Consider the following 20416-nt stretch of genomic DNA (forward strand, 5'->3'; position numbering starts at 1 on the left):
GATGCCAGTCTCTCGCGCATCGCGCCTTTTCTCTCCCGCCACAATAGGGCAGCGGGAGTATTTCGCCGCACTATCGCACGGAAACTCGGCAGGTTTCCCCTGTTTGGGCCTTCTTTTCGAAATCTTCGGCTTGTCTCGCCGCGCAATTCGGCAGGGAAAGCTCCGGCTCGCAGCTACCCTCGCGATATCAGGCAAACTGCGCAGGCAGAGTGAGTCGCTGTGGATGCTCAAGGACGTGTTGCGAGGCTAGTCGCTTTTCCCGGCGTCGTCGACACGCCAGGCAAGGCAGAGGCGTGTAGCGATGGCATTTTTGTTTAATTCCGATGCTGCGAGGGCGGCAGTCTTCCGCGAGGTCTTTGCGCGCGAGCTCCCCGATCTGGAATTCCATCATTGCAGCGAGAGTTTCGACCCGGGAAAGGTGCGGTACCTGCTGACCTGGAACGTGCCCGACGATCTCTCGCGTTTTTGTAATCTGGAAGTGCTCTTTTCCATCGGCGCCGGTGTCGATCAGTTCAGGCCGGAGGCCATACCCGGCCACGTGAAGGTCGTGCGCATGGTGGAGGATGGCATCGTTCGCATGATGCAGGAATACGTCGTCCTCGGCGTGCTGACGCTGCATCGCGAGATGCTCGCGTATCGGGAGCAGCAGAGACGGGGCGTTTGGCAGGCGCTAGCATCGTCCCAGGCGACTGATCGGCGTGTTGGCTTTCTGGGGCTTGGCATGCTGGCGCAAGCTGTAATCGACCGCTTGAGGCCTTTTCAATTTCCGCTTGCCGCATGGAGCCGCAGCAAAAAGGCGTTCGAAGGGGTTACCTGCTTTCATGGCGACGATCAGCTTGGCTACTTCCTGCGAGGAACGGATATCCTGGTCTGTCTTCTGCCGCTGACGGAGCAAACAAGCGGCATCCTGAACGCAAGGCTCTTCTCGCTTCTGCCGGCGGGAGCGAAGCTGCTGCACGTCGGCCGTGGTCCGCAGCTTGACCAGAGCGCACTCATCGAGGCGCTCGACAGCGGGCGTCTGACAGCAGCCATGCTTGACGTGACCTATCCCGAGCCGCTGCCGGAAAGCCATCCGCTCTGGTCCCATCCGAAGGTGATCGTCACGCCGCATATCGCGTCCGTGACTCAACCGCATACGGCAGCACAATCCGTCATAGAAAACATTCGGCGCCACCGCGCCGGACGAAACCCGATCGGCCTCGTCGATCGAACACTCGGCTACTAGCAGGAAAATGCCATGTCACTTCTGGTCACCATCGACACCAATCCGGACTTCGCACCGAAGAACGCCTTACCTGCGCCGGAACGGCTCATCTCTGGCGATCCATCCTTCAAGACTTGGGCCCAGGACGCCTCGAAAGGCGAGAAGGTGCTGACCGGCGTCTGGGAAGCAACACCGGGCGAGACCCATTCCATCAAGGGCACCACCTTCGAGTTCTGCCACATCCTCTCGGGCCTCATCGAAATCGAGGAGAAGGGTGGCGAGACGAAGACCTACCGTGCCGGCGACAGTTTTGTGATGAAGCCCGGCTTCGTCGGGGTCTGGCGCACGATCGAGACCGTGCGGAAAATCTACGTCTGCCATTATGACTGAGACGACGCTGAGGGCAGCACGATCAAGCGGCCCCTCAGAATATTCGACCTCCGCGGCCGCGCCTGACCAGATTCAACGCGGCCAGACGCTTCATTCTCGATGAAAAATGCGGCGTCCGGTCCTGTACTGCTTGCATGAGACGGCTTCATCTCGCCGATCGCAGATCCAGGCAGATGGCGGGATGGCCCGAAGGCAAGGAGCAAGCCCATGATTGCGTTGAAGGACACGGATCTGTTTCGCCAGCAAGCCCTGATCGGCGGCGCCTGGCGGGATGCGAGCACGAAAGCCACCGTTGACGTCGTCGATCCCGCCAGCCAGAAAGTGCTCGGCACCATCCCCGACATGGGCCGAGACGAGACCAGGGCAGCGATCGACGTCGCGGCCGCAGCGTTCAAGCATTGGAAGACCAAGTCTCATGCAGAGCGCGCCGCGCTGCTGGAGCGCTGGTATGAGCTGATGCGTCGGCATGAGCAGGATCTGGCTCTCCTGCTGACGCTGGAACAGGGCAAGCCGCTTGCCGAAGCGCTCGGCGAGATCCGTTACGGGGCATCCTTCGTCAAATGGTTTGCGGAAGAAGCCCGCCGCATCAACGGATCGACAATCCCGGCGCCCACCGTCGATCGCCGCATTCTGGTTCTGAAAGAGCCGGTCGGCGTCTGCGGGATCATCACGCCCTGGAATTTTCCCAACGCGATGATCACGCGCAAGGTCGCACCCGCGCTTGCTGCGGGCTGCACTGTTGTTATCAAACCGTCTGAATTCACGCCTTTTTCGGCTCTGGCCATCGCTGTTCTGGCTGAGCGGGCCGGAATTCCGGCGGGCGTGATCAACATCGTGACGGGCATGCCGGCGGAAATTGGCGCGGAGCTGATGGCCAACGAAATCGTCCGCAAGATCTCGTTCACCGGATCGACCCGCGTCGGCGGGTTGTTGATGAAGGGCGCCGCCGACAACATCAAGCGGCTTAGCCTCGAGCTCGGCGGCAATGCGCCGTTCATCGTCTTTGACGATGCGGATCTCGACCGGGCCGTCGAGGGCGCGATTGCGTCAAAATTCCGCAATGGCGGGCAGACCTGCGTTTGCTGCAATCGCATTCTCGTGCAATCAGGCATTTACGATGCCTTTGCACAGAAGCTCGCCAGCCAGGTCGCGAAAATGAAGGTCGGCGTTGGCACGGAAGAGGGAGTCGCAATCGGACCGATGATCAACGGCGCGGCGATCGAGAAGATCAAGCGGCACGTGGTGGACGCCCTTGATAAGGGCGCGAAGATCATCTCGCAGAGTGAAATGGTGCCGGAAGGACGGCAATATGCCCGGCCTCTCGTGCTCGGTGGTGCGACGACTGAGATGCTGCTCGCTTCGGAGGAGACCTTCGGGCCGGTCGCTCCGCTTTTCCGGTTCGAGACCGAGGACGAGGCAATTGCGATCGCCAACGGTACGCCATTCGGCCTTGCCGCCTATTTCTACACCGAAAACCTCAAGCGCTCATGGCGTGTTGCCGAGGCGCTGGAGTTCGGCATGGTCGGTTTGAACACCGGCCTGATCTCGACCGAGGTTGCGCCGTTCGGCGGCGTCAAGCAGTCGGGCCTCGGACGCGAGGGATCCCAGCTCGGGATTGAAGAATATCTCGAGACCAAGGCGCTCCATGTCGGCGGACTGGACTGAGCGGCCATCGGGTCTACAGCTGAAACAAGGAAAGGGGGCGGCTGAACCGCCCCCTTTTTCCTTTACTGCGCAGCTCTCTATTGAAGTTTTCCAAGAACTGAAGTGTTGCGAGAGATCCCGAAAAGACTGCGCTCAGGCGCTTTTGCGCAAGGGCTCGAGGCCGACTGCTGTAGCAAGCCCTCCGATGTCAGCAACCTCGGTGTATTCGTAGAAGGGATTGGCGGGCTCGTGACCGCGGTTCACCCAGACCTTGCTCTTGATGCCGAGATCGTAGGCGGTCATCAGGTCGTAGCGGAAAGAGGATGAGACGTGGGTGATGTCGTCCGGCCCGCAGCCCAGCTTGTCCAGCATATATTCGAAGCCCTTCATGTGGGGCTTGTATGCGCCGGTTTCCTCCGCCGTGATGACCATGTGGAAGGGAGCGCCGAGCTTTTCGACGTTCGACATGATCAGATTCTTCATCGAATTCGACAGGATGACCAGCGGAATCTCTCTGGCAACTTTGGCCAGACCCGCTGGGACGTCGGCGTGCGGACCCCATGTATGGACCTCTTCATTGATGCGCTGGGCATGCTCCGGCCGAAACACGATGCCGTTGCGCTTGCACGCGCGCTCCAGCGCATTGTGCACGACCTCGAAGTACGGCTTCCAGGCGCCGAGAACCTCGTCCAGGCGATAGGCCGAAAAATCCTTGATCAGCTTTGTCATGGCTGGCGACGAGAGCTCGGAGCCATAGACTCTGGTGGCCGCGCCGGCCATGTCGAAATTGGTCAGCGTGCCGTAGCAGTCGAAGGTGATGTATTTCGGTCTGAATGTTGCCATGGCTCGTTCCTTTTCGGTCCTCGCGCACCGTGGTCCGGTACGACAGGGATCATAGCGGGCGGGCGACCGGATAAAGCACCGCTGTCGCGGTGACCGGGAGCAGATTGTGTCGTATCGGATCGCAGCTGTGGCAGAGAGTTGTGCGAAGAGGCGCCTTCGAGTTGAGTGCCAGCGCCGGGCGCAGGCCGATGCCGGCATAAGATGCGGCGCCGATCGTCAATGACAGCCAAAATGCCCTTCCTCGATGTCCAGCCTGGGAGCAACTGCTGTCCTGGTTGTCCTACGTTGAGTGCGAAAACATCGGGGTAGCCGCACAGTTGTTGCGGTTGATCTGGAGGACGACATGTTGAGCAACTCGCTGATTGAGCTCGATCGCGCGCATCTGATTCATCCGGTCTCATCGTATCGTAGCCACGAGGCGACTGGCGTCCGCGTGCTGAAGTCAGGCAGGGGCGCGACGCTGACCGATGTCTCGGGCCGTCAATTGCTGGACGGCTTTGCCGGGCTGTGGTGTGTCAATGCGGGCTACGGACAGGACAGCATCGTTGAAGCGGCTTTGAGGCAGCTGCGCGAACTGCCTTATGCGACGGGCTATTTCGGGTTGGGTTCCGACCCGGCCATCCGGCTCGCCGCAAGGCTGGCTGAATTGGCGCCTGGCGATCTGAACCATGTCTATTTCACCCTGGGCGGCTCCGATGCCGTCGACAGCACGATCCGGTTCATTCGGTACTATTATCATGCCAAGCGTATGCCACAGAAGGATCAGTTCATTTCCGTCGAGTCTGGCTATCATGGATCGTCGACGGCTGGGGCCGGCTTGACCGCGCTGCCGGCCTTTCATGCGGGCTTCGGAGTACCATACAATTGGCAGCACAAAATCCCGTCGCACTACGCCTATCGCAATCCTGTCGGCTCCCATCCCCAGGCCATCATAGCGGCGTCGGTCGCCGCTCTGCGGGCCAAGATCGCCGAGCTCGGTGCCGAACGCGTCGCCGCCTTCTATGTCGAGCCGATACAGGGATCAGGGGGCGTCCTCGTTCCACCGCCGTCTTGGCTGAAGGCCATGCATGGTGTTTGCCGGGAGCACGACATCCTGTTCGTCGCGGATGAGGTCATCACCGGCTTTGGCCGAGTCGGTCCGCTCTTCGCCTGCGAAGAGGATGACGTCGTGCCAGATCTCATGACCACGGCAAAGGGACTGACCTCGGGTTATGTGCCGATGGGGGCCGTGCTGATGTCGGACCGCATCTACAACACCATTGCCGATGGTGCCGGCAAGGCGGCCGTGGGCCACGGTTATACCTATTCCGCCCATCCGGTCAGCGCGGCCGTCGGGCTTGCGTGCCTTGATCTTTATGAAAACGGCTTGCTGGAAAACGGCCGGAAGGCCGGGCATCGGCTCATGGAGGGTCTTCGCGCGCTGGCCGATCATCCACTCGTCGGCGATATCAGGGGGCGCGGCATGCTGGCTGCGATCGAGCTCGTGACTGACAAGGAGCGCAAGACGCCTCTGCCGGCGGAAGCCGACGCGGCGCGTCGCATTTTTGACCGCGCTTGGGACAACGGTCTCGTCATCCGCGCCTTCGCGCAAGGCGTGTTGGGCTATGCGCCGCCGCTGTGCTGCACGGATGCGGACATCGACGGTATCATCGAGCGGACCAGGAAGACGCTCGACCAGACGCTCGAAGACAAGGACGTTCGCGCGGCCATGATGGGATAAGGACCGAGCCCGTCCTCTAGCCGTTGAATATGCTTTCGAGTGGCAGATGAGATTTCACGATCGGCGACTTCAGCACGACGAAGCTGAAGTATTTGTCGATGCCGATATCCATCTCGACCAGGCGCTCCATGACCGCCTGGTACTCGCTGATGCCTGCCGTGATGAATTTCACGAGATAGTCGTACCCGCCCGAAACCAGATGGCATTCGACCACCGAGTCGATCTTTTCGATGGTCGTGAGGAAGCGCGCGAAATCGATCCGCCGGTGATTCTTGAGGGTGATTTCGGCGAAGACAGTCAGGGTTTGTCCGAGCTTGGAAACATCGATCTGGGCGGAATAGCCGGTGATGAAGCCTTCCGTCTGGAGCCTTTTGACGCGCATCAGGCAAGGGCTCGGGGACAGGTTGATCAGCTCCGCGAGCTCGACGTTGGAAATCCGCCCGTTCTTCTGCAGTTCGCATAAAATCCTGATGTCGATCTTATCGAGCTTCATAGCAATGCCATGAGATAGGGCCGACAACGGTGTGGAGGCTTTGAGGCTTCAGGGTCATACGCCTTGTCATAGCATCAACCAGCATCTTTTCCCACCGGCGGCACAAACCGCGTCTTAGAACTCGCTGACCTTGCCCCAGGCGCTCATTTTCAGCCGCTCCGGCCTGTAGGGACGCGGATCGACGATTGGCGCGCTGCCCGTAATGACGTCCGCGATCATATGCCCCGCGCCTGGGCCAATTCCGAAGCCGTGGCCGCTGAACCCCGCTGCAAGAATGAACCCCGGAATCGATTCAACTTCACCGATCGCGGGGATGCCGTCTGGCGTGCTGTCGATGTAGCCGGCCCAGACATTGGAAATTTCGACGTGCTCAAGTTCCGGCACGAGCTTGCAAGCTCGTCGATGCGTCGCGCGAATCTGCTTCATGTCGGGGCGAGGATCGAGCGTCCGGTTCAGCTCCATTGGGGTGACCTCATCCAGCCGCCATTTGCCCAGGGATTCATGGCGCTGCCGCAGGCCCTCGAAAGCCCCAGGGCTAAGGCTTCGCCACCGGCGGGCGAACATGGGTAGGAATTCACGGCTGAACCTGAACTGCTGCGGCGTCGGATCGACGCGCGCGCGCCCGCTGATGGCGAGGGTGTATCCACCATTGCCGCGCCGGGTGATTGAGGCGAGGCCGGTGTGGAGGGCATCAGGCAGGCCGGTGGCGCCCGGAGCCACGGCGAGAATGGACTGGCGGACAGACGCCTGTGGGAAGCGAATTCCCAACTGGTTGCAGAACGAGGACGCCCACGCGCCTCCTGCCATGACCACCGTTTTCGTCCGGATCGTGCCGGCTTCGGTCACCACGCCGCTGACCCGGCCGCCACTCAGCTCCACGCCGCGCGCCGCACATTGCTGGTGCACCGTCCCACCTGCGGCCATGATCGCACGCGCGGCGATGGGCACCGCCTTTGAGGTATCTGCCGTTCCGTCCGTTGGAGAGAAGACGCCACCCTTCCACTTGCGGCCCGTCGCCTTGCCTCGCTCGTCCGCTTCTTCCGCACTCAACATGTGCGTCGTGACGCCCACCGTCCTGGCGAAGTCTCGCCACTTGGCCCAGCCCGCCAGCTCGCTTTCGTCGTTCGACAAATACAACAGGCCGCAGCGGCGGAAGCCGATATCTTCACCGGTCTCATGGGCAACCTTCTCCCAGAGATCGAGGCTCTTGGTTGCGATCGGCAACTCGCGCGCATCGCGGTTCTGCTGGCGGCACCATCCCCAGTTGCGGCTGGATTGCTCGGCGGCGACGCGGCCCTTTTCGAGCAAGGCGACCTTGAGGCCGCGGCGGGCGAGGTAGTAGCTGGTGAACACGCCCACCACGCCGCCGCCGATGACGACGACGTCCGCCTCACGAGGCAGGGATGGACTGGATTCGATATGCAGGAGCGGCGCGCTCATCGGACTGGGATCCTCGGTGGTTGCGTAGCGTAACCGAGGAATTGCGGCAGGCCCCGCGGACTTTCATCATGAGACCGAATATCCTGCGGTTTACTGGCTTTGACACAGGCTATTATTGCAAAAATCCTTTGCTTGCGTTGCAGCTTGCAGGCGGTGAGACCGATGCACGTGCTCCTGCAATCCATCGGGCGCTTCCCGGCGTGCGCCATGGCAGGGCCGGCGCCGCAGACTGAAATGCCAAATCGGACTTCGTTTTCAGAAGTTCCTGCTGCTTCGATGCCGTTTTCGGCGACTCCGGGCTGACTCAAATCGCCAAGATCGGCAGAACCAAGCGATCGATCGGCCAAAGTCCACGGAGGCAATTTGCATGAGCCGTGCCCAGGAGCAGGCCTTCGCAGAAGCGATGACGTGGATGTCAGCTGAGCTTCGCTTTGATCGATATGGCCGATCGGGTCGGCGCTGCGCTCTGAGCAACAGCTCTTGCTTCTTGCGCGAAGAGGCCTGAATCATGTCGCAGCCTCCAACGAAGGAATGGCAAGTTGAGCGGCGAATTATCGACCTGTCCAGGGAGCGTGGAGGCGCAAGGAGCCGAAGGCGCCGGCTGCAGCAAGATGGCGGCATTGGCTTGAAACGGGAGGATGCTCTTATGGCCTCTGGCATCCAGGTGACAATCCCCGCTGATGTCGCGCTGTCGGTGCGCGAGCTGATCGTGAGTCTGCCTGAAGGAATGGAGCGGGCCCACGCCGTCGAGAACATCTCGTTCGATCTGAACCGCGGACAGATTCTCTGTATCATCGGGGAATCAGGCTCGGGCAAGTCGGTCACCGCCAACGCGATCATGGGGCTTCTGCCAAAGGTGATCCGGGTCTCCTCGGGTGCGATCCACCTGGATGGGATGAACATTGTCGGCCTCCCGCCCGACAAGCTCCGCAGCCTGCGCGGACGGGTCGTTTCGATGATCTTTCAAGACCCTCTCTCGGCGCTCAACCCGCTGATGACCGTGGGCGCGCAGATCGAGGAGGTGATGGCCGCGCACGATGTCGGCACGCCGGCCTCCCGTCGCAGCCGGGCCATTGAGCTGTTGATTGAAGTGGGTCTGCCCGATCCGCAGCTCATGTATCACCAATATCCATTCCGCCTTTCGGGCGGACAGCGGCAGCGCGTGATGATCGCCATGGCTCTGGCTCTTGAGCCTGCGATCCTGATCGCGGACGAGCCGACCACGGCATTGGACGTGACGACCCAGGCGCAGATCCTTCAATTGATCCGCGACATTCAGCGCCGCAAGGGGATGAGCGTCATGTTCATCACGCACGACTTCGGCGTCGTGGCCGAGATTGCCGACTATGTTGTGGTGATGGAGAAAGGCCATTGCGTGGAGCAGGGCAGTGCCGAGCAGGTCCTGAACTCGCCCAGCCACCTCTACACGCGACGCCTGATCGCGGCCGTGCCGCACTTGACCGGCAAGGACCGTGTTCCCTTGGACGCAGCTGACAGGGCCCCCATCCTGAAGGTTGAATGCCTCGTAAAGACCTATCGCAGCGGCAGTGCACTTTTCCGTACACAGCGCATCGTGCCCGCGGTCAATGGCGTCACCTTCGATCTCACGTCGGGACGCACGTTGGGCGTCGTCGGCGAAAGCGGCTCGGGGAAATCGTCGCTCGGCCGATTGCTGATCAAGCTTATGGACAGCGACGGCGGCTCGATTCTGTTCGAGGGCCGCGACCTTGCTCAGCTTTCCGAAGCCGAGTTTCGGCCGCTGCGGCCAAAGATCCAGATGATCTTCCAGGATCCTTTTGCCTCGCTCAACCCGCGATCGACGGTCGGGCAAATCCTGACAGTCGGTCCGGTCGCGCATGGGATGCGTTACAGCGAAGCTTGCGATCGGGCGCGGGAGCTTCTGTCCCATGTCGGCCTGGATTCAGGAGCCTTCGACCGCTATCCGCACGAGTTCTCCGGCGGGCAGCGCCAACGCATCGGCATCGCCCGGGCGCTGATGTTCAAGCCAAAGCTGCTGATTGCCGACGAAGCGGTCTCTGCGCTCGACGTATCGATCCAGGCCCAGATCCTGAAGCTGCTGGACCAGATTCAGCGCGAGACGGGCGTCTCAATGATCTTCATCACCCATGATCTGCGCGTTGCCAGCCAGATCTGCGATGAAATCGCGGTCATGCATCGAGGACAAATCGTGGAACGTGGACCGCCGTCTCAGATCTTCCTCGACCCGAAATCCAGCTACACGCGTGAACTGGTGGCAGCGATCCCCGGCGAGCAGGCCGGGGGCATGTCCCAAGATGAAAGCGGCGTCGGACACCACAGGCAAGGAGAGACGTTATGACGAGCCGTTCTGCGACCACATCGAACTACTCGCGGCGCGATGCCCTGCGGATGGTGGCACTTGGCGGAGCGGCGGGCCTCTTCGCGCCCAATCTCCTGGGCAAGCCTGCTTTCGCACGAGCCTCTGCGGAAAAGCCGACCGGCCGTGTGATCGTCGGGCTCGGGCAAGAGCCGACCGTTTTCAATCCGCTGATGGTGCATATCGAAGTCGATGATGGCGTACATTTCTCGGTGTTCGATGCGCTCTTCCGCATCGATCCGCAGGGCGTCATTCAGCCCAACCTTGCGGCGGAAGTGCCGGACCTGAAGAATGGCGGAATTTCGGAGGACGGTCTCAAATGGCGCATCCGCCTGCGTGACGATGTTCGCTGGCACGACGGCACGCCGTTCAGCGCCGAGGACGTGAAGTTCACGCTTGAGCTGATTGTGAATCCCAACTTCCGCAGCTGGCGCACCGCCGGCCATGCCCTCGTGCGCGACGTCACGGTGATCTCGCCGACGGAGATCTCGTGGCGAATGGAAGAGGCCTTTGCGCCGTATCTGTCCTTCCTGACCGAAACCTTCATCGTTCCCAAGCACATCCTCGAGAAGGAGGCCAATCCGAACAACGCCGCCTTCAATCAGGCGCCGGTCGGCACCGGTGCATTCAAATGGGGCCAGCGGGTCGCCGGCGATCATCTCGAGCTCGTAGCCAACCCCGACTATTTCGGGGAAGGTCCTCACATCGAGAGGCTGGTCTTCAAATACATTCCCGATCTCACCGTCCTCTACACCCAATTCAAGAGCGGCGACGTTGATCTGGTCGGTCAGCCCTACATCACCCCTGACCACTATGGGGAAGCCAAGTCGCTGCCGAACCGCGTCGTGACCCTCGTCCCAAGGACCTCGTTCGAATCCTTCTACCTGAACCTCGAGCGCCCGCAGTTCAAGGAGCTTGCCGTTCGCGAGGCGCTTTACGCTGCGATCGACAAGGAGGCGATCATCCAGGGGCTCTATTATGGCGTGCCGACGCCAACAGAGACGTTCATGCCGCGGCAGTCATTCTTCTTCAATGCCAATCTGCCGCTGCACCAATTCGACGTGAATCGCGCGGGTAAGATTCTCGATCAGGCCGGCTGGGCAAAGGGCGCGGACGGCATTCGTGCCAAGAACGGCGTTCGCCTGTCCTTTACCAATTCGACCACGTCCGGCGATCCCCTGCGCGAACAGGTGCAGCAGTTCCTGCAGCAAACCTTCGCGCAGCTGGGCGTCGAGATGAAGATATCGAACCTACCCGCTGCCGTGATGTGGGGCGAGTTCTGGACGCAATCGCAATTCGATTCCGTGATCGTCGGCAGCTCGTATCTGATCGGCGCCGACCCTGATGTCACCAATCGCCTGCACTCGCGTTCGATCGCCGTGAAAGGCGGTCGCGGTTCGAACAATGCGCAGTACAACAATCCGGAGGTCGATGCCCTGCTCGACAAGGGCGCGCGAACCTTCGATCCTGAAGCCCGCCGCGCGATCTACTCTCGCGTCCAGGAGCTCGTCCGTCGCGATCTCCCCTTCCTGCCGCTGTACCAGAGCAATGCGGTCGAAGGCCTCAAGAAGGGGATCAACGGTTTCGTGCCCAATGGCAATACGCGCACGGAGTCCTGGAACGCGCTGGCCTGGTATTGGGCGAGTTGATGTGCTGCCGGCCGAGGCGGTGTGGCCGAAGCCGGCGCTGGGGTGATGCTGCAACGCCAACATGGTGACTCGAATGTCCGGGTTCCTGCTCAATCGTCTCTCGCAGAGCATCGTGCTGCTGGTGATCGTCTCGATCATCGGCTTCACGGTTCTCAACCTCATGCCGGGCGGTCCTCTCGCGCAGTTCGGGCTCGATCCGGGCATGACCCAGAAGGATGTGGAGCGGCTCGCAGCGCAGCTCGGGTTGAACCGGCCGCTATGGATACAGTATCTGGATTGGGCCTGGCGGCTGCTCCAGGGCGATTGGGGACACTCGTTCCGCGACGGCTCTTCGGTCCTGGCGGTCATCGGTCGACACTTGCTGGCGACGCTCCTGCTGATGGGGACGTCCACCGCATTTGCGATCGCGGTCGGTGCCTGGATCGGAATCCGCGGCGCCACCCACCGCTATTCCCTGTTCGACTATTGCGCGACGGTCGGCGCCATGGTCGCGCTGTCGGTCCCGACTTTCTGGTTCGGCCTCATCGGCATCTACATCTTCACGCTGAAGCTCGGTTGGGTTCCTGCAGGTAACATGTACACGATCGGCGACGGCTCGGTGCTGGATTATCTGCATCACCTGATCTTGCCGAGCCTGGTGCTGTCGCTGGTTCATGTCGCGATCTGGAGCCGCTACATGCGCACCGCGACACTCGATGCGCTAAGTCAGGATTTCGTCAAGACGGCTCGCGCCAAGGGCGTCAGCGAGCGCCGGATCTTGCTGAAGCACGTCGTCGGCAATGCGTTGCTGCCGATGATCACGCTGGCAGGGATGCAGCTGCCGAGCATCCTGACCGGCGCATTGGTCACGGAAACGGTCTTTACGTGGCCCGGAATGGGCCGGCTGTTTCTCGATAGTCTCGGTTACAGCGACTATCCCGTCGTGATGGGGCTGTTGATATTCTCGGCGATCCTGGTCGTGTTGGGCAACCTGATCGCAGACATCATCATCGCCACCGTCGACCCGCGCATTCGCCTGGGCTGAGCCCGCGGACTCATGCCTGATAACAGGAGGCAGCTGATATGACCGTCATCGCCGCGCACGCTACTCCAACTCACTGGTGGCACAGCCGTGCGGTGTACCGCTTCATGCGTCATCATCTGGCGCTCGTTGGGATCGCGATGATCACCCTGCTCGTGCTGGCATGCATCGTCGGGCCCTATGCCTTGCCTTACGACTCCCTCCACATCGATCTGCGGGCGCGCTTTGCTCCGCCTCTCAGCGGTCACCACTATCTCGGCACCGATCCTCTCGGACGTGACTTGGCCGCACGGCTTTTGGTGGCCGGCCGCATCTCTCTGCTGGTGGGGTTCTCCGCGATGTTGCTGTCAACGCTGATCGGCACGATGGTCGGCGTCACGGCGGGTTATCGCGGCGGCTGGATCGGGGCGGCGCTGATGCGCACCGTGGACGGCTTCCTGTCCTATCCCTCGATCTTCCTCGTCCTGGCGCTGGCCGCGACGCTGCGGCCGAGCCCCGTGATGATCACCGTCATCATTGCCGTCACAAGCTGGATGGAGACCGCCAGGATTGTCGAGGCCGAAGTGCGCTCGCTGCGCGAGCGCGAGTTTGTCCAGGCTGCACGCATGGTGGGGCTGAGCCGTCGGCACATCATGTTCCGCGAGATCCTGCCCAATGCCATGGGCCCGATCATCGTCGCCGCAAGCCTGGCGGTCGCCCGCGCGATTCTTCTGGAAGCCTATATCAGCTTCCTCGGCTACGGCATCCAGCCGCCGCTGCCGAGCTGGGGCAACATGCTCAACGGCGCCCAGCAATATCTGGCGAGCGCTCCATGGCTCGCCATCATTCCCGGAGCCGCAATCACCATCGCGGTGACGAGCTTCAACTTCATCGGCGATGGCTTGCGAGATGCTCTCGACGTTCGAAACGACCACATTTGACACTTCGAGCCGAGCCACGACTGGACAAATGAGAAGCAATCGCCATGCACGCGCCGAGAGTTGACGAGAAGGCGACGCCCTACTGGTGGGAAGCCGCACCGCTCAAGCCGCTGCCTCAACAGCCACTGCCCAGGAAGCTCGACGTGCTGATCGTGGGCGCCGGCTATGCCGGGCTTTCGGCCGGTCTGGTGCTGGCGCGCGAAGGACGCTCCGTTGCGGCGTTCGATGCGATGGATCCGGGAGAGGGAGCTTCTACGCGCAATGGCGGGATCACCAGCGGGACAATTCGGCCGGATTTCGCGACGCTCACCCGGCGGTTCGGGGAGGAGAGGGCGCTGGCAGTCGAGGCCGAAGGCAAGAGCGCACGCGAATTCCTGTACGATTTCATCAAGACCGAAGGGCTTGCCTGCGACTTCCAGCCGGTGGGACAGTTCAAGGGCGCCTTCGGCTATGAACAATACGAATCCATGGCGCGGACCGCGGCGAGGCTCGCTAAGAGGCTTGGGATCGAGGCTTACGCAGTTCCTTATGCCGAGCAGCGCAAGTACATCGGCACGGATGTCTATCGCGGCGGCACGGTTCGGATGGACATCGGCGGGCTGCATCCGGCGAAATTCCACGCCGAACTCCTGCGCGTCGCGCTCGATTCGGGGTTGGCAGTCCACGCCCGGACGCCCGTGATTTCAATCGAAAGAGATGGAGCCGGCTTCCGCGTCGTCACTTCGGCCGGGCCGGTGCAGGCACGTCAGGTGCTGGTCTGCACGAATGGTTACACCGATGGCGCCGTGCCCTTCCTGCGCCGCAGGCTGGTGCCGGTTCGCAGCCGGATTATTGCGACCGAGGAGCTCGCCCCCGAGGTCATGGCGCGGCTGATGCCGAGACGGATGATGATCACCGAGAATCGGGAGGTCGGCTTCTATTACCGGCCTTCGCCGGACGGCAAACGCCTTCTGCTCGGCGGCCGTGACAGCTCCCGGGTCGGCGATCCCATCGCCCCGAAGCTGCTTCTCCGCAAGGGCCTGATCAATCTGTTTCCGGAACTGGAGAGCGTTCGCCTCTCGCACAGCTGGTTCGGCAACGTGGCGATGAACCGCGACATGATTCCTCGCATCTTCGCGAAGGACGGCATCGTCTATGCCAGCGGCTTTTGCGGCTCGGGCGTGGTCTGGGCGCCGTGGGTCGGTATGCATGCAGCCCACAAGCTCCTGGGGCATGAGGAGCGGGCACGCACGGCCTTTGATTTCCGCCCTCCGGCCTTCATCCCGTTCTATCGCGGCAATCCCTGGTTCATGCCTGCCTTCATCCAGGGCTACCGGATGCGGGACCGGATCGCGCTGTGGCGCGCCAGCCGCTGACGGCAGATCGGTCGTTCTGCCGCATCATCAATGAAATACTATGCCGAACTTTGCGCGAGTCTGATTGCGTAATGCTGTCGTCCTCAAGATACGCTGCAGACCATGCGACGATCACGAGATCGCACGCGCACTGTGGCGAGTAGTCCCCGAGCAAGAGACGTCGACCGATCATGACAGCCGCCGCTTATCCAGTCGGGCATCTCGACAATGAGGATGTGGTCCTGCTTCCCTTCGCCAGATCACATCTGGAAGGCGCCCTGAAGCTCTCGCAAGAAATGTCCTGGCCCTACCGGATCGAGGATTGGGACGTCGCGCTGCAGCTGGGCCATGGCTTTGTTCTGGAGCGCGCCGGGACGGTGATCGGGACCGCGGCCTGGTGGCCGTACGGCGAGACTCATGCTTCCGCCGGCATGATCATTGTCGCGAAGGCTGCTCAGGGCCGCGGCTATGGGGCGCGGCTGATGGACGCGTTGCTGGCGTCCGCGCGCCCACGGACCATCGCGCTGAATTCGACGGCCGAGGGCATCACGCTGTATCGCCGCCGCGGCTTTGTACCGACCGGGATTATTCACCAGCATCAGGGAATTCCGCGTGCAATCCGCGAGACGCTGCAATCGGGTCTCCTCAGGCCGATGGCTGCATCGGAGTTCGAGGTGATCGCGCGGCTCGACCGCGCCGCTACAGGGCTGGAGCGACGACAGATGCTGAGTCGGCTGTTCGACAGCGGTGACGGCCATGTCCTGCTGCGTGACGGCGTACTTCGTGGCTTCGCCATCTCTCGCCTGTTCGGCCGCGGGCATGTCATCGGCCCCGTCGTGGCTGAAAGCCCGACCGATGCGCGCGCGCTGATTGAATTTACGATCGCGCGGCTCGGGCCTGTCTTCGTCCGGATCGACATTCCAGCCTCCTCGCAGCTCGGGGCATGGCTCGAAAGCATCGGCCTGCAACGCGTCAGCGACGCCACAACCATGGTGCTGGGAACGCCGGCTCGATGGACTGGACCAGCGCGCCTGTTTGGGGTCGCCAATCAGTCATTCGGCTAGGGGACATCGGGATGCTGCGGGTGGAGATGGACAGAACTGACATCCCGGACGCCGGCTCGGACCAGGCAGCTGCAACGCTCGGCGCGCTGGCAACACCGGCTCTCCTGCTCGACAGAGACCGACTGGATCGCAATCTCGCGCGCCTCTCTTCTCGTATGGCCGCGCAAGGCATCGTGCTGCGTCCCCATATGAAGACCGCGAAATCCATTGACGTCGCTCAACGCGCCCATCCATCGGAGCCGGGGCCAATCACTGTCTCAACCTTGGCGGAGGCCGGGTACTTCGCGCAGCATGGCTTCCGGGACATCACCTATGCCGTGGGACTTGCACCTCACACCGCCGCGAGGGCGATGCGCCTGGGGAAAGCAGGCATCGACATCAAGCTGCTGCTGGATTCGCCTGAGCAGGCCGCCGAGCTTGGCGCGGCCGGGCGCGCAGCCGGTGTGACACCGTCCGCCTTCATCGAGATCGACTGCGACGGTCATCGCGGCGGGCTGACCGGGACCGATCCCAAGCTCCTGACCGTCGCGACAGCCCTGGCCGAGGCCGGCGTCAAGCTTGCCGGCGTTCTCACCCATGCCGGCGAATCCTACAGCCTCAGCACGCCGGCGGCCCTTGCCGCGGCTGCGGAGAACGAGCGCGCCGTGGCCGTGGCCGCCGCAACGACATTGCGCGCGGCCGGGCATGAATGCCCTGCCGTCAGCGTCGGCTCGACGCCGACCGCCCATTTCGCCGAAGACCTGACCGGCGTCACAGAAATGCGTGCCGGTGTCTACATGTTCTTTGATCTGGTCATGCACGGTGTCGGTGTCTGCACGACCGATGACATCGCCATATCGGTGCTCGCCACCGTGATCGGCACGAAAGCCGAGAAGGGCTGGATTTTGGTCGATGCGGGGTGGATGGCGCTGTCGCGCGACCGCGGCACTGCGGCGCAGCGGGTCGACCAGGGATATGGTCTGGTCTGCGACGCGGCAGGCAAGATCTATCCCGACCTGATCGTCTCGCAAGCAAGCCAGGAGCACGGGATCCTCGCCATCAGGCCCGGGTCGGCGCACGCTTTGCCCGATCTTCCGATCGGCGCGAAGGTCAGGATTCTCCCCAATCACGCCTGTGCGACGGCGTCGCAACACGAGTTGTACAACGTCGTCTCCGCCGGCAGCGACGCGATTCACGCGCGATGGCCCCGGATGCGCGGCTGGTAGGGCGGGCCGGTCATTCCCGGCCAACCCTGGTTCCTGCCGCTGATCGGCGCCCATTACCGGATCAAGGATCGCCTCCAATGACCTCGCCCCTTCGACACCTGACGGAAGCCGGCTTCCTCGGAAAATGCTACATTGACGGAGAATGGCGGAAGCCGATCGGATCCGTCACGGCAGCAGCAACTGTCGTCAACCCGGCGACGGAGCAGCCGATCGCCGACGTCGCGCTCGGCGATGACGACGATGTGGACTGCGCAATCGCAGCCGCCAGACGAGCCTTCGCCGCCTGGTCCATGACACCGCCTGCCAAGAGAGCGGCGCTGCTCGACCGGGTTCATGGTTTGCTCCTCCAGCGGCTGGAGTTGTTCGCACAGGCTCTCACGTGCGAGATGGGAGCTGCGATCACCTACGCACGTCGCGCTCAGGTGCCGTTGGCCGCCGAACATATCCGCGTCGCCCGCGACAATCTCGCGAATTATCCGTTCATCGCCGCGCGCGGCAGCACCGCGATCATGCGCGAGGCCATCGGCGTCTGCGGGCTTATCACGCCATGGAACTGGCCTCTCTACCAGATCACAGCCAAGGTCGGACCCGCGCTCGCAGCGGGCTGCACCGTGGTGTTGAAGCCGAGCGAATTGTCGCCGCTGAGCGCCTTGCTGTTTGCCGAGCTGATGGACGATGCCGGTTGTCCGCCCGGCGTGTTCAATCTCGTCAATGGGACAGGACCGATCGTGGGCGCCGCTCTGGCGTCGCATCCAGAGGTCGACATGATCTCGATCACCGGTTCGACACGGGCCGGCGTTCTCGTCGCGCAAGCGGCGGCGCCCACCGTGAAGCGTGTTGCCCAGGAGCTTGGCGGCAAGTCGCCGAATATCATCTTGCCGAACGCCGATCTCAGCCGTGCTGTTCCGCTCGGCGTCGGCGCCGCCTTCCGCAATCTCGGTCAATCCTGCAGCGCACCAACGCGGATGCTCGTGTACCGTCCGCAGATGCATGAGGTCGAGAGCCTGGCGGCGGCGACCGCTTCGGAACTGGTGGTCGGCGATCCCCTTGCGGAAAGCACGACCCATGGCCCGATCGCCAACCGGCCGCAGTTCGAGCGCGTGCAGACCATGATCGGCGTCGGCCTGGAGGAAGGCGCCAAGCTCGTCATCGGCGGGCCGGGTCGGCCCGGCGACCTTCAGTTTGGCTTCTATGCGCGCCCGACCATCTTCTCGAACGTCCGTCGCGACATGAGGATCGCGCAGGAGGAGATCTTCGGCCCGGTGCTGTCGATCATCCCCTACGACACCGTAGACGACGCGATCGCGATCGCCAACGACACCGTCTACGGCCTCGGCGCCCATGTGCAGGGCACCGATATGGAGATGGTGCGGACCGTCGCCAGGCAGATCCAGTCGGGCCAAGTGCATCTCAACCATCCTGACTGGGACCCCAACGCACCCTTTGGCGGCTACAAGCGTTCCGGCAATGGCCGGGAATATGGCATCGAGGGCATGGAGGAATATCTCGAGACCAAGGCAGTTCTCGGGTTCTACCGGTAGCTCAATATCGGCTCCGAAAAGCACCCTGCTCGGTCGGGGCTTGAGCAGGTCGTGTCGCTCAAGCGCTCGAAAACCGAACAACTTGCGAAGTTCTGGATGATTTCAGCACTTTGTATCGTGCGCACGATGCGATGAAGAGCTGATCGGAATTTTGCTTCCGCACTCTTGGTTGCCGAGGTTCGTTGGAACATGTCGCCCCGCGTCGAGCGCATTCACAGCGATGAGCGTCTTCCGGCCGAGGCGGACGCCGTCGTCGTCGGCGGCGGCATTCTCGGCTCTACGGCCGCCTATTACCTGGCGAAGCGCGGCCTCTCTGTGGCGCTGCTCGAGAAAGGCCACGTCGCCTGTGAACAATCGAGCCGGAACTGGGGTTGGTGCCGCCAGCAGAACCGCGACCGGCGCGAACTGCCGCTCTCGGTGCTCTCCATGCGACTGTGGGACGAGCTCACGCGCGATATCAATCGGGACCTCGGATTTCGACGCTGCGGTCTCGTCTATGCGACCCACGACGAGGCTGTGCTCGCCGGCTGGGAAAAGTGGCGCGAGGTCGCCAGGGAGTACGACGTCGACACACGCGTGCTGAGCCGGGCGGAGGTGGCCGAGCGAGTCCCGGAAGCGCGCGATAAATGGGTTGGCGGGGACCTATTCGGAGCGTGACGGCAAGGCCGAACCTGCGCTCGCTGCGCCGGCTATCGCCGAAGCGGCCAGAACCCTGGGCGCCACGATCCATCAGGGATGCGCCGCGCGGGCGCTCGACCTGGCCAATGGCAAGATTGCGGGCGTGCACACGGAGAGGGGCTACATCAGGACCAGCGCGGTGCTGTGCGCCGCCGGCGCCTGGTCCTCCCGCTTCCTTCGGCCGCTCGGGATCAGTTTCCCCCAGGCGAGCATCCGGCAGACTGCGCTGCGTTCCACCCCGACGATCAACATAGGTGAGGCGGTCTCCACACCCTACTGCACGATCACGCGCCGACTGGACGGCAGCTATACGCTTGCGATCAGCGGCAAGGCGAACCTCGAAATCACGCCCCAGGCGATCAGGTACAGCCGCGAATTCATGCCGCAGTTCTTGCGCCGCTTGAAGAATGTCAGGCTCGGCGTCGGCCGATCCTTCGTTTCGGGGCCGGATTCGATGCCGGCGCTTCTGACCAACGACGACCGGATATTCGAACAGAATCGCGTGCTGGATCCTCCGCCCTTGAAATGGCTGGTGAGCCAAGTGGTGGAGAGTGTCCGGAAAACCTTCCCCCAATTCGGCGAAATAAAGATCGATAGCGCCTGGGGCGGCTTCGTCGATTGCACGCCGGACGCAGTGCCTGTGGTGTCAAAGGTGGATGGGGTGGAAGGCCTCGTCCTTGCGGCGGGCTGCTCGGGTCACGGCTTCGGTCTGGGGCCGGGGCTCGGCCATCTGGCCGCAGAGCTTGTCGTCAACGACACGCCTTGCGTCGATCCCACACCGTTTCGGCTGTCGCGCCTGGTCGATGGCTCGAAGCTGGACATCTCCGCCATCTGAAGATCGAGCCGGAAGTCAGCAGTGCCGATGGAGCGTTTCCTCCCCAACTTGAGCCACTCCTTGGGAGTGGCTCTTTCTT

15 protein-coding genes and 1 pseudogene are annotated in these 20416 nt (G+C 62.4%); 13 read left to right on the forward strand and 3 right to left on the reverse strand.

Annotated elements, in window-relative coordinates; translation table 11 throughout:
* Positions 1 to 301 precede the first annotated feature (301 nt).
* From SO139_RS21220 to SO139_RS21230, 3 genes are all read left to right on the forward strand, one after another.
* Positions 302 to 1225, forward strand: coding sequence for a 2-hydroxyacid dehydrogenase (locus SO139_RS21220; RefSeq protein ID WP_449378947.1), 924 nt, complete (start codon positions 302 to 304; stop codon positions 1223 to 1225).
* A gap of 12 nt (positions 1226 to 1237) precedes the next feature.
* A complete protein-coding gene (locus SO139_RS21225; RefSeq protein WP_449378946.1) occupies positions 1238 to 1594 on the forward strand; it encodes a cupin domain-containing protein in 357 nt (118 codons plus the stop codon).
* A 207-nt stretch (positions 1595 to 1801) separates the two neighbouring features.
* Positions 1802 to 3259 (forward strand): NAD-dependent succinate-semialdehyde dehydrogenase, encoded by a 1458-nt coding sequence (locus SO139_RS21230; protein ID WP_449378945.1) that lies wholly within the window; start codon positions 1802 to 1804, stop codon positions 3257 to 3259.
* A gap of 132 nt (positions 3260 to 3391) precedes the next feature.
* Here the strand turns inward: SO139_RS21230 and SO139_RS21235 are convergent, their stop codons facing one another.
* Entirely contained in the window at positions 3392 to 4081 is a 690-nt protein-coding gene (locus SO139_RS21235) for a haloacid dehalogenase type II (protein WP_449378944.1), read from the reverse strand.
* 343 nt (positions 4082 to 4424) lie between these two features.
* Here SO139_RS21235 and SO139_RS21240 point away from each other — a divergent pair, with 343 nt between their 5' ends.
* Positions 4425 to 5801 (forward strand): aspartate aminotransferase family protein, encoded by a 1377-nt coding sequence (locus SO139_RS21240; RefSeq protein WP_449378943.1) that lies wholly within the window; start codon positions 4425 to 4427, stop codon positions 5799 to 5801.
* A gap of 16 nt (positions 5802 to 5817) precedes the next feature.
* On the opposite strand, the gene SO139_RS21245 is transcribed toward SO139_RS21240, so the two are convergent.
* Both SO139_RS21245 and SO139_RS21250 read right to left on the reverse strand, forming a co-directional pair.
* A complete protein-coding gene (locus SO139_RS21245) occupies positions 5818 to 6294 on the reverse strand; it encodes an Lrp/AsnC family transcriptional regulator (RefSeq protein WP_449378942.1) in 477 nt (158 codons plus the stop codon).
* Positions 6295 to 6408: 114 nt separating this feature from the next.
* Positions 6409 to 7734, reverse strand: a complete 1326-nt coding sequence (locus tag SO139_RS21250) for an NAD(P)/FAD-dependent oxidoreductase (protein WP_449378941.1) — start codon at positions 7732 to 7734, stop codon at positions 6409 to 6411.
* 646 nt (positions 7735 to 8380) lie between these two features.
* Between SO139_RS21250 and SO139_RS21255 the strand changes: the two genes are divergently transcribed.
* From SO139_RS21255 to SO139_RS21295, 9 genes and pseudogenes are all read left to right on the forward strand, one after another.
* Positions 8381 to 10072: an ABC transporter ATP-binding protein gene (locus SO139_RS21255; RefSeq protein ID WP_449378940.1), complete on the forward strand. Its 1692-nt coding sequence runs from the start codon at positions 8381 to 8383 to the stop codon at positions 10070 to 10072.
* Positions 10069 to 11739, forward strand: a complete 1671-nt coding sequence (locus SO139_RS21260; RefSeq protein WP_449378939.1) for a peptide ABC transporter substrate-binding protein — start codon at positions 10069 to 10071, stop codon at positions 11737 to 11739. Before SO139_RS21255 ends, SO139_RS21260 begins: the two co-directional genes overlap by 4 nt.
* Positions 11740 to 11812: 73 nt before the next feature.
* Positions 11813 to 12763 (forward strand): ABC transporter permease, encoded by a 951-nt coding sequence (locus tag SO139_RS21265; protein WP_220001813.1) that lies wholly within the window; start codon positions 11813 to 11815, stop codon positions 12761 to 12763.
* Positions 12764 to 12801: 38 nt separating this feature from the next.
* Positions 12802 to 13680, forward strand: coding sequence for an ABC transporter permease (locus SO139_RS21270; protein ID WP_449378938.1), 879 nt, complete (start codon positions 12802 to 12804; stop codon positions 13678 to 13680).
* Positions 13681 to 13724: 44 nt separating this feature from the next.
* Positions 13725 to 15035 carry an NAD(P)/FAD-dependent oxidoreductase gene (locus SO139_RS21275; RefSeq protein WP_449378937.1) on the forward strand — a complete coding sequence of 437 codons (1311 nt, stop codon included), beginning with the start codon at positions 13725 to 13727 and terminating at the stop codon, positions 15033 to 15035.
* Positions 15036 to 15205: 170 nt separating this feature from the next.
* Positions 15206 to 16078 carry a GNAT family N-acetyltransferase gene (locus tag SO139_RS21280; protein WP_449378936.1) on the forward strand — a complete coding sequence of 291 codons (873 nt, stop codon included), beginning with the start codon at positions 15206 to 15208 and terminating at the stop codon, positions 16076 to 16078.
* A 26-nt stretch (positions 16079 to 16104) separates the two neighbouring features.
* Entirely contained in the window at positions 16105 to 17283 is a 1179-nt protein-coding gene (locus SO139_RS21285; protein ID WP_449378935.1) for an alanine racemase, read from the forward strand.
* 77 nt (positions 17284 to 17360) lie between these two features.
* On the forward strand, positions 17361 to 18824 hold the full coding sequence (locus SO139_RS21290) for an aldehyde dehydrogenase family protein (RefSeq protein ID WP_449378934.1): 1464 nt from the start codon (positions 17361 to 17363) through the stop codon (positions 18822 to 18824).
* A 189-nt stretch (positions 18825 to 19013) separates the two neighbouring features.
* Positions 19014 to 20337, forward strand: a pseudogene (locus SO139_RS21295) (NAD(P)/FAD-dependent oxidoreductase).
* Positions 20338 to 20416: the final 79 nt, after the last annotated feature.

The organism is Bradyrhizobium sp. UFLA05-89 (assembly GCF_059803475.1).